Genomic DNA, 9659 nt, shown 5'->3' with positions numbered 1-9659 from the left:
TGCCGTCGACACCCCCGCTCGCCGCCACCCGACCCTCCGCTATGCCATGCCGTCAATTGGCGTGTTATGGGGAAAGGACAGCACTGCTGAGCCGAGAAAGCCAAAGCGGCATGTGGTCACTCCTCAGTGGTTTACGGATGACGCGCAAGCTTACGTCTTCAACAACACCTTAGCTCGACGCCCTGGCTGCGGACTCAACACCTTGCTCTTGCTCACGCCCAAGGTAGAAACGCCGATAGAAAGATAGGCTCACATGGACGAGGACGATCAGAACGGGAACCTCGACCAAGGGACCGATCACGGTGGCAAAGGCGACCGGTGAGGCGATGCCGAAGACGGCAATGGCGACCGCAATGGCGAGCTCAAAATTGTTCCCGGAGGCGGTGAAGGCGACCGAGGCGCTGCGCGGATAATCGGCACCCAGCCGCCAGGCCAGATAGAAGCTGCTCAGGAACATCAGCACGAAATAGGCCGACAGTGGCAACGCGATCCAAAGCACATCGAGCGGTTGCTCGAGGATCTGCTGGCCTTGCGTGCTGAACATCACCACGATGGTAAACAGCAAGGCCACCAGCGTGATCGGCGAGATACGGGGGATGAAGACCTTGTCGTACCAGTCCTCGCCCTTGGCCGGGGCTAACAGCAGCCGGCTGAGTAACCCGGCGGCAAACGGAATACCCAAATAGATCATCACGCTGACGAAGATGTCACCGATACTGACATTCACCACCATACCCTGCAGCCCGAACAGCGGCGGCAGCACGCTGATGAAGATCCAGGCATAGAGGCTGAAGCTGATGATCTGAAAGACGCTGTTCATGGCCACCAGCCCGGCGCCGTACTCGCTGCTGCCGCGCGCCAGTTGGTTCCAGACCAAGACCATCGCGATGCAGCGGGCGATGCCGACCAGGATCAGACCGACCATATAGGCGCCCCAGCGCGGGTCATCGCCGAGCAGCATTGGCGCCAGAAACCCGAAGAAGCCAATCGCCAGCGCGAACATCAGCAGCGGCCCGATGACCCAGTTCAAGACCAGCGAGAGACCGAGGATCTTGACGTTCGCGAACACCTTCGGCATCAGGCCGTACTTCACCTTGGCCAGCGGCGGATACATCATCAGGATCAGGCCGATGGCGATCAGCAGATTGGTCTGCTCGCCGACGGTGAGGCGCTGATTGAACGCGGACACCACCTCGGGAAACAGCGACCCAAGCGCCACGCCCAGCGCCATGGCCAGGAAGATCCAGAGGGTGAGGAAACGATCCAGCAGCGACAGATTGCCGCCCAGGCTAGGAGTGGTCTTGGCGTGGGACATCAGGTCAAAGAGGCAATATATATGGCTAATCGAATATCCAGAGTCTAACCGTTTATCGGTCGGTCGCCAAACCGGAACGCCGATGGGGCGGCAGCCTCGAGTCCGGTACGCCTCCGGGCGAGCGCCTCCGGGCGAGCACGGCCAGCCGAGGGCCGCGCGCCAGCTCCACGGCGGCAGCACGGACGAGTCCGGCAGGGGCGCATCAACCACCACAGTGGTTGCTCTCCCCCATTGGCAGTCAGCGGAAGGAAGACGGAAGGCAAGTGAGCCGAGCTGCGCCGCGGCAGTGACGGGATCTCGGTCAGCGGCATAGATCATGCCTGCAAAGTCGCGGACTCATGCGACCGAGGAGGACATCATGGCTCTTGGCACTTCTGACGACGACGCTCGCCTGACCACTGGCGATGTGCTTGTGGAGACGCTCGTCGACTGGGGCGTCGATACCGTGTTCGGCCTGCCGGGCGACGGGGTCAATGGCATAATCGAGGCCTTTCGTCAACGTCAGGACCAGATCTCCTTCATACAGGTTCGACACGAGGAGACAGCCGCCCTCGCCGCCTGTGGCTACGCCAAGTACACCGGCAGACTCGGTGTCTGCGTGGCCACCTCCGGCCCGGGCGCCCTGCAGATGGTCAACCGACTCTACGACGCCAAGCTCGACGGCGCGCCGGTACTGGCGATCACCGGGCTGCAGTTCCATGATCTGCTCTCGACCCGCACCCAGCAGGACGTCGAGGTCGATCGCACCTACGCCGACGTGGCCGGCTACAACGCCCGCTGCATGGGACCCATGCACATGCGCAATATCGCCAACATGGCCTGCCGGCAGGCGCTCGCCTACCGCCAGGTCGCGCACATCACCACCCCGGTCGACGTGCAGAGCATGGCGGTCAAGGAAGACACCCGTTCGCGGCGCAATACTGCCGGGCACAACACACAGATCTTTCATCGCTCTGCGCGGCTGCCGGCGCAGGAAGACCTGGAGGCAGCCGCGACCTTGATCGATCAGGCCGAGAAGCCCGTGATCCTCGCCGGGCGCGGCGCCCTGGGCCGGGCGGCACAACTGGAGGCGCTGGCCGAGCGGATCGGCGCGCCGATCTGCAAGGCCCTGCTCGGTAAGGCTGCAGTGGCGGATGACAGCCCGTACACGACGGGTCCGATCGGACTGCTCGGGTCCGAGCCCAGCCAGGATGCGCTCGACGAGACCGACTGTCTGATCATCGTCGGCTCGTGCTGGCCCTACATCGAGTATTACCCACAGACCGATCAGGCCAAATGCGTCCAGATCGACTTGGAGCCGGCCGTCATCGGCCTGCGTTATCCGGCGGATGTCGGCCTGGTCGGCGACTGCGGCAAGGTCCTTGAAGCGCTGCTCCCCTTGGTCAATGAGCGTGAGGACAGGTCTTTCGTCGAGAAGGCGCAGGAGGGCGCCAAGAACTGGTGGACGCTGATGGAGAAGCGCGGCACCCGCCAGGACAAGCCGATGAAGCCGCAGGTCGTCGCCTGGGAGCTCGGCAAGCGACTAAGCGACGACGCCATCGTGTGCTGCGACTCCGGCACCATCGCTGTCTGGTGGGCGCGTCAGATTCGGGTCAAGGCCGGACAGATGCATTCGCTCTCGGGCAACCTGGCGACCATGGCTCCAGGCCTACCCTACTCGATCGGCGCCCAAATCGCCTATCCCGAGCGCCAAGTGGTGGCGTTTGTTGGCGATGGCGGGTTCTCGATGTGCATGGCCGACTTCGTCACGGCAGTGAAGTATCGTCTCCCGGTCAAGGTGGTGATCATCAACAACGACAGTCTGGGCATGATCAAGTGGGAGCAGATGGCCCTCCTGGGCAATCCGGAGTTCGTCTGCGACAACGCCCACATCGATTTCCACCCGATCGCCGAGGCGATGGGCGGAAAGGGCTTTCACTGCGACGACCCGGCCGAGATCGGCGCGGTGCTGGATGAATTCCTGGCCTACGATGGCCCGGCCCTACTGCACTGCGACGTGGATACCCACGAGGCACCGCTGCCGCCGCATATCAGCCTAGAGGAGGCCAAGCACATGGCTCAAGCGATGGCCAAGGGCACGCCCGGGCGGGGGAAGATCGCCCGCACGCTGATCGGCGACTACGTGCGCGAGCTGGTCTGATCCGCTTCCGCTTGGCAGGCGATCCGCCCGGACTCCTCGCCGAGCTTCTCCAGCGAGAAGAACGGGCTCATCTCACGCGCCCAGTCGGCGGCGAGCTTGCTCGATACCTTGGCCTGCTCGGCAGCATCGAACACGCTCAGGGTCACGACACCCGGCAGTCCATCGCCACCGAGTCCGGTGACGATGACGGAGTAGCTGACGAAGCCGTCGAGGGCTTTGATGCGCGGCATGAATGTGGTCTCCACCTTGTCGCGTACAATATCCGGTGTTCCCTTGACGAGCTGGTAGCGGCGAATTGAGCAGTACAAGGCTAGGCGCTCCTGGCAGGGTTCTGATGACACCCAAACAAAGATAGCCGATTCCTCGCTGGCCACAAGGCAGCCGGCAGCCCGAGGGGCTACTCCCCAGCCCAGCCCGGGTGTTGAACACCACTTGCGGCACGAGTGGTCGAATCGGAAACATGCTCGGCAGTAGACAGACACCATCAACATCAATGCCCGTCCGGTCATCGGCTCGAAGCCAGTCGGCAGCCTCACCACCGAGGATGTGCTCGCCATCCTCAAGCCGATATGGACCACCAAGCCCGAGACAGCAAAGCGGGTTTAGGATCGCATCGAGAATGTTCTCGACTATGCCAGTGCGATGAACTGGGCCGATACCAGCAACCCGCCACGTGCGTGATGGCGCTTGCCTACGTCTTCGAGAACAAAGGCAGGCCACCTATGCACGCGGCGATCTATTCACCAAGCGGCTAGAGATGATGGCTGAGTGAGCGCAATGATGCAGCAAAGGCGCGGCAGATAACCTGGTCGACCCTCTCCCGCAGCTGTAAGCAACTTATGGCTCAACAATAGAGCGTAGATAACGTTGGAGACTATGCTGTATCAATGGCTATGGGCGGCCGCGCAGGCGGCATCAATCACGGTATCGGAGAGGAAATAGCCAGCACCTTTCAGGCCAAGCAACGTGTTCCGCAACTCATCAGCGAGCAAGCCGCGCCGATGGGCTTCGACCAAGAGCCCGGCGGTTCCTTTGACCGGTAGCCCATAGATCGAGTGGGCGATCTTGCGTCCACGTTTTTCGTCGATGATCGCCAGACAGGGTGCTAGGCTGCGAGCCAGCGTGATCACGGCCGCCTCCCCCGGGATCGAGTTCGGCAACCAGCAACGGGTCCGCTTCGGCCGATGACCGGACATGGGCGGCCCAGCGGTCACTAGCCAGTGTTTCTGCACCTGGCCGCCCTATCCCGGCGACGGTCACTTCATCAAAGACCCGTTGTGGAATCCAGAATTCGCTAAACAAGGCCGGCAACAGGTCTAATCGCCCTGCTAGCGACAGCGCGACCAGCGGGCCAGCATTGATCACAGCACGCTCGGCAAGCATCAAACGAACTCGTTGACGAGGTCATCGCCTTCTAAATCGACCACCGGCACACCTGATCGGCTTGCCGCCAGCAAAAACTCGACGCGCCCCATACCGCACAGTCGGCCAGCCTTTCCTGATGAGATGCGGCCTTGCTCAAAGAGCTTAACGGCGAGCAAAAAACGCGCTTCGTCGGCAAAATTAGCCGGCAACTCGGCAGCCGAGGGTAGTCCGGCGACGGGGAGCTCGATGGTCAGGGTTGAGGACATTTCAGTTTCCTTGGCGGCAAGGAGAGCGGACGCTAAGACAGAAGAATCGGAAGAGTAGCGATAGCCAAGTGGGGCACTAGATGGGGGTAATTTTTATATTTAATTATAAGAAATTGAATTTGATATGATTTTTACGACTGAATGGCGGAGAGGGAGGGATTCGAACCCTCGATAGGCTATTAACCTATACACACTTTCCAGGCGTGCTCCTTAAGCCACTCGGACACCTCTCCGGAATGCGGGCTGATGCTGGAGCCAGTATGACTCAGGTCACCGTTGCAATGACGGAGGTTCGGCAGTTACTGGTTGCTCCCTGCGCATCGAGCCGTCAAGCTTAAGCCAACCACCGTCTACTTGCAAACGCAGCGGTTCAGTTCTCGACGAGGTCTGACTGCGAGCCAAGGCAAGAAAACCGAGTCGCTATGTCGCCTATTGACACCAAATCCGAGGTCGGCCCGACAACGACGTCGACGTCCCAAACGACCGATACCGAGCCGACCGATACTCATGGTCAAGCTTCGCTGCGGACGCAAGGCAGCCTCACGGAACAGGTCGACCGATACGCGCTCTATGAGCGCGCGGTCCAGTGTCCCGAGGCGGAGGTCGATTTCGTCGCGCAAACCTTCCTTGAGCGACGCGGGCGCCCTGCCCGCTCGCTGATTGAGGACTTCTGCGGCACGGCAGCTGTTTGCCACGAATGGGTCTTGAGACATCCGGAGAACCGCGCGCTTGGGGTCGATAACGATCCAGGGGTACTCGCCTATGCGCGTGAGCATCGGCTTTCTCGCTTGAGCGACGATCAACGCGCGCGTTTGCGGCTTCTCGAGGCGGACGTGACGGAGGTAGGGAGTGCTCAACCGACGATGGACCCTGCTAAGCCCAGGGGCAGCGAGCCGACCGACCTGATCCTGGCCATGAACTTTAGCTGGTGGCTCATCACCGAGCGCTCGGAGCTACTGCGCTACTTTGGACGTGTGCGAGAGCGCCTCGCCGCCGATGGCCTATTCATGCTTGATGCCTATGGCGGTTACGATGCCTTTCGGGTGATCACCGAGGAGCGCAGCATCGAGGATGACGTCGAGCCGCCGTTCACCTACATCTGGGACCAAACCGACTACAACCCGATCAGCGGTCTGATGGAGTGCGCGATCCATTTTCAGTTCCAGGATGGCTCTCGAATCGATAACGCCTTCCGTTATCGCTGGCGACTCTGGACGCTGCCTGAGCTACAGGAGATCCTGACCGATGCAGGGTTCAGACACCTGCGCATCTACTGGCAGGGTTGGGACGACGACGGTGAGCCTGACGGTTGTTTCAAGCCGGTGACTCGAGCGGATGCCGACGCGGGCTGGATCTGCTATCTGAGCGCCGAGCCCTAGAGCCTCTCTCAGGAGAGGGCCTCTCAGAGCGATGATCCAGCTCGCGTTAGCTCTTCAATCCTTGCAGCGAGTATGGAGTTCCTTGGCGCTTCTCAGTGACTACCAACCAGGGTAAGCCCGCGCAGATTGCGCGAAAAGCCTTCTAGCGCATGGATACCAGTCGTCTCAGCGCGCTGACACCAGTCTTGCAGCGATTTCAGTAGCGCCTCCTGCGAAGGCGCATTGCGCTCCCAGATCTGCCTGAGCTGCTCACGGAACTGGTACACCACCTTGAGCTGTTGGCTGCTAGCCAGGATCTGCTCCAAGCGCTTGCGACTTGCCTCATCCAGACGCTCGCTTCCCAGGAGCTTGCGCGCATATCGAGCGACGCGCCGGCAATGCGGCTCACTGCGGCAGAGCTCTGAGCGGGTGACTGGCTGCAAGACCTCCTTGCTGTAACGGCGGATCACATGCATACGTGCCGTCAGCAGCGCCTTTAGGGTATCCATGTCGATGATCTGCTTACCTTCGATGACAGTCGCCTGCGGCGGCAGCTTTTTCACCTTGGCAAGGCCGAGCAGTGACAGCAGGCGTATGTAGAGCCAGCCGATATCGAGCTCCCACCAGCGCATCGACAAGCGCGCAGAGGACGGGAAGGCATGATGGTTGTTGTGCAGCTCTTCACCGCCGATCAGAATGCCCCAGGGCGAGACATTGGCTGATGCGTCTGGCGTCTCGAAGTTGCGGTAGCCCCAGAAATGGCCGACACCGTTGATCACGCCCGCCGCCAGAATCGGTATCCAGAGCATCTGCACCGCCCAGGCGGTGATGCCATAGACCCCGAACAGCGCGATATCGATGACCAGCATCAGGGCGCAGCCTTGCCAAGTAAGGCGGCTGTAAATCGCACGCTCCACCCAATCATCAGGTGTGCCCTGGCCAAAACGCTTGGCGACGGCTGGGTCCTTGGCGGCGACGCTATAGAGCTCAACCCCCTCCCAGAACACCTTTCCCAGGCCAAACACCTGTGGGCTATGGGGATCATCGGCGGTCTCGCAGCGGGCATGATGCTTGCGGTGCACGGCTACCCAGTTGCGCGTCACCATCCCGGTGGTGAGCCAGAGCCAGAAGCGGAAGAAGTGCTCGGGAATCGGGTGCAGGTCCAAGGCGCGATGGGCTTGGGCACGATGCAAGAAGATGGTGACCGCGCCGATGGTGATGTGGGTCAGCCCAAGGGTGATCAGCGCAACCTGCCAGGCTGGCAGGTTCAGCAGTCCATAAAAGGTCATAGATTTACTCGGTGTTTCAGCAGTGGCGAGGGCACCACCAGGACGCGACTCTGCGTGTTCCGGGAGATTAAGGCAACAACCAGCTTAGCCCGTTCCCGCCCTAGATCCAGAAAACCCTGCTCCCCGAAGTCTTGCTTGTGGGACGCTTCTTGAACGTCGGCTCTTGGTGCCGGTTTCCCAGCACTGGTTTCGCAGCACTGGTTTTCACCAAGGGGCTCGCGCGCCGCGGAGTCTCGCGCTATCGTTCTCGCCCATGAGCATGCTGTTGACCGTTGATCAGATCACCCGCGGTTTCGGTCGCAAGCCGGTGCTGCATGGGCTTCGCTTTTGCTTGCGGCGAGGCGAGGTGCTCGGGCTGCTCGGACCCAATGGTGCCGGTAAGACCACGGCGCTTCGCATCCTCGCCGGCATCCTGTCGCCGAGTAGCGGCAGGGTCCTAGTCAACGGCACTGACTTGCAGCAGGCACCACAGTCTGTCAAGGCGCGCTTGGGCTACTTGCCGGAGCGCTCACCCATCTACCCGGAGATGCGCGTCGACGAGTACCTGACCTTCGCGGGGCGGCTGCATCGCATCGCCGCTGGAGAGCTACCGGATGCGCTCGCTCGGGTCAAAGCAGCCTGCGGACTGACCCATGTCGGACAGCGTCTCTTGGGTCAGCTCTCCAAAGGCTATCAGCAACGGGCCGGCATTGCGCAGGCGTTGATCCATCGGCCCGATCTGGTGATCCTGGATGAGCCCGCCGATGGCCTTGACCCGGTCCAGATTCGCGAGCTGCGCGGCCTGATCCGCAGTATTGCTGAGAACGCTGGCGTCATACTCTCCAGCCATGCCCTGACCGAGGTCCAGGCGATCTGCTCTCGCGCCATCATCCTGCATCAGGGTCGCCAACTGCATGACGCAGACCTCAAGGCTCAGGCGACGGCGGCGCGCGAGGTGCAGGTCCGGCTGAGGCCACCACCAGTCCTTAGCTCGGTGCTTGCCTTGCCCCCTGTCGAGAGCGCCAAGCCCTGCGGTAAGAACAGGCTGCGCATCCGTTTGCGCGAGGACGCCAGCGCCGATCTGCTAGCCCGGGCGCTGATGGAGCATGGCTATGGCTTGCTCGAGCTGCGCCCCTGCCATACGGATCTCGAGCAGGTGTTCTTTGGCTGCATCGGTTTGGAGCCAGCCGCGTGATCCTCGTCATCGCTCGGCGCGAGCTTGCCGCCCTGTTCCAGACCCCACTCGCCTGGCTGCTGCTGGCCGCCACGCAGCTCCTGCTGGCCTGGGTCTTCCTGGAGGTCTTGGATCGGTACCAGGCTGTTACTGCAGCTGAGTTCGAGCTGGGCCTAAACGCAGCGCTTGCCGAGCGTCTCTATGGCGCGGCATTACTGCTGCTCTTGCTGATCGCCCCGCTGCTGACGGCTCGCAGCCTGGGCCGGGACCAGCAGCTCTGCACCGATCAGATGCTCGCCTCTGCCCCGGTGCGCATTAGCGCCATCCTGCTCGGTAAGCTTGTGGCCCTGCTCGCGCCGCTGTGGCTGCTCGGGCTTCTTCCTCTGCTGCTGGTTGCTTGGCTCATCGGTGCCTCGCCAGTCGATCTTGGTCTGTTCGTGTCGGCCACAGTTGGGTTATGGCTCAGCGGCCTGCTGTTCGCGAGCGTTGGCCTCTTCGCCGCTAGCCTCGTGCGGCACCCCACCTTGGCGACGATTCTGGCTTATGCCCTATTGATCATGCTGTCGCTGATCCACGACGCCGACCAGCTTGCCGCGCTGCAACTCTCCCTGCTGGACTGGCTCTCCTGGAGTCAGCATCTGGTCTGGTTATTCAATGGGGTCGCTCGGCTCAGCGATCTCAGCTATTTCGTGCTCATGTCCGCACTCTTCCTAGCATTGGCCGAGCGACAGCTCGCAAACCAGCGATTGGGATGAGTCGATGCCGCAGGATGA

Annotated in this window: 10 protein-coding genes and 1 tRNA gene; 5 read left to right on the top strand and 6 right to left on the bottom strand. The window is 61.6% G+C overall.

Annotated features, from left to right (window positions below; all coding sequences use genetic code 11):
- Positions 1-169: 169 nt before the first annotated feature.
- Complete coding sequence (gene arsB, locus ACY693_RS01085; protein WP_462319975.1) at positions 170-1315, bottom strand: ACR3 family arsenite efflux transporter; 1146 nt, start codon at positions 1313-1315, stop codon at positions 170-172.
- Between the two features lie 358 nt (positions 1316-1673).
- Between arsB and ACY693_RS01080 the strand changes: the two genes are divergently transcribed.
- Entirely contained in the window at positions 1674-3455 is a 1782-nt protein-coding gene (locus ACY693_RS01080) for a thiamine pyrophosphate-dependent enzyme (RefSeq protein WP_462319974.1), read from the top strand.
- Here ACY693_RS01080 and ACY693_RS01075 read toward each other — a convergent pair.
- A complete protein-coding gene (locus ACY693_RS01075) occupies positions 3434-3685 on the bottom strand; it encodes a hypothetical protein (RefSeq protein ID WP_462319973.1) in 252 nt (83 codons plus the stop codon). The genes ACY693_RS01080 and ACY693_RS01075 overlap by 22 nt on opposite strands.
- A gap of 253 nt (positions 3686-3938) precedes the next feature.
- Here ACY693_RS01075 and ACY693_RS01070 point away from each other — a divergent pair, with 253 nt between their 5' ends.
- Entirely contained in the window at positions 3939-4061 is a 123-nt protein-coding gene (locus tag ACY693_RS01070) for a phage integrase central domain-containing protein (RefSeq protein WP_462319977.1), read from the top strand.
- Between the two features lie 278 nt (positions 4062-4339).
- Here ACY693_RS01070 and ACY693_RS01065 read toward each other — a convergent pair whose 3' ends face one another.
- The 3 genes from ACY693_RS01065 to ACY693_RS01055 all read right to left on the bottom strand — a co-directional run bounded on the left by ACY693_RS01065 (position 4340) and on the right by ACY693_RS01055 (position 5319).
- Positions 4340-4585 carry a hypothetical protein gene (locus ACY693_RS01065; protein WP_462319972.1) on the bottom strand — a complete coding sequence of 82 codons (246 nt, stop codon included), beginning with the start codon at positions 4583-4585 and terminating at the stop codon, positions 4340-4342.
- A 252-nt stretch (positions 4586-4837) separates the two neighbouring features.
- Positions 4838-5086 (bottom strand): UPF0175 family protein, encoded by a 249-nt coding sequence (locus ACY693_RS01060; protein WP_462319971.1) that lies wholly within the window; start codon positions 5084-5086, stop codon positions 4838-4840.
- 142 nt (positions 5087-5228) lie between these two features.
- Positions 5229-5319 (bottom strand) — tRNA-Ser (locus ACY693_RS01055).
- A gap of 189 nt (positions 5320-5508) precedes the next feature.
- On the opposite strand from ACY693_RS01055, the gene ACY693_RS01050 reads away from it, so the two are divergent.
- Positions 5509-6465: a class I SAM-dependent methyltransferase gene (locus ACY693_RS01050; RefSeq protein WP_462319970.1), complete on the top strand. Its 957-nt coding sequence runs from the start codon at positions 5509-5511 to the stop codon at positions 6463-6465.
- Positions 6466-6557: 92 nt separating this feature from the next.
- On the opposite strand, the gene ACY693_RS01045 is transcribed toward ACY693_RS01050, so the two are convergent.
- Positions 6558-7733 (bottom strand): DesA family fatty acid desaturase, encoded by a 1176-nt coding sequence (locus ACY693_RS01045; RefSeq protein ID WP_462319969.1) that lies wholly within the window; start codon positions 7731-7733, stop codon positions 6558-6560.
- A gap of 253 nt (positions 7734-7986) precedes the next feature.
- Here ACY693_RS01045 and ACY693_RS01040 point away from each other — a divergent pair, with 253 nt between their 5' ends.
- Together ACY693_RS01040 and ACY693_RS01035 are read left to right on the top strand one after the other, a co-directional pair.
- On the top strand, positions 7987-8907 hold the full coding sequence (locus tag ACY693_RS01040; protein WP_462319968.1) for an ABC transporter ATP-binding protein: 921 nt from the start codon (positions 7987-7989) through the stop codon (positions 8905-8907).
- Entirely contained in the window at positions 8904-9641 is a 738-nt protein-coding gene (locus tag ACY693_RS01035; protein ID WP_462319967.1) for an ABC transporter permease, read from the top strand. The genes ACY693_RS01040 and ACY693_RS01035 overlap by 4 nt, the downstream gene beginning before the upstream one ends.
- Positions 9642-9659 lie beyond the last annotated feature (18 nt).

This window comes from Halochromatium sp. (assembly GCF_054919635.1).
Note: the sequence above shows the minus strand (reverse complement) of the source record. Positions and strands in the feature narration are given on the sequence as shown.

What these genes read in the sequence shown, in the direction of transcription:
- ACY693_RS01060 (WP_462319971.1), bottom strand. Translation starts at nt 5,086, where the DNA reads ATGTCCTCAACCCTGACCATCGAGCTCCCCGTCGCCGGACTACCCTCG.
- ACY693_RS01075 (WP_462319973.1), bottom strand. Translation starts at nt 3,685, where the DNA reads ATGCCGCGCATCAAAGCCCTCGACGGCTTCGTCAGCTACTCCGTCATC.
- arsB (WP_462319975.1), bottom strand. Translation starts at nt 1,315, where the DNA reads ATGTCCCACGCCAAGACCACTCCTAGCCTGGGCGGCAATCTGTCGCTG.
- ACY693_RS01040 (WP_462319968.1), top strand. Translation starts at nt 7,987, where the DNA reads ATGAGCATGCTGTTGACCGTTGATCAGATCACCCGCGGTTTCGGTCGC.
- ACY693_RS01080 (WP_462319974.1), top strand. Translation starts at nt 1,674, where the DNA reads ATGGCTCTTGGCACTTCTGACGACGACGCTCGCCTGACCACTGGCGAT.
- ACY693_RS01045 (WP_462319969.1), bottom strand. Translation starts at nt 7,733, where the DNA reads ATGACCTTTTATGGACTGCTGAACCTGCCAGCCTGGCAGGTTGCGCTG.
- ACY693_RS01050 (WP_462319970.1), top strand. Translation starts at nt 5,509, where the DNA reads ATGTCGCCTATTGACACCAAATCCGAGGTCGGCCCGACAACGACGTCG.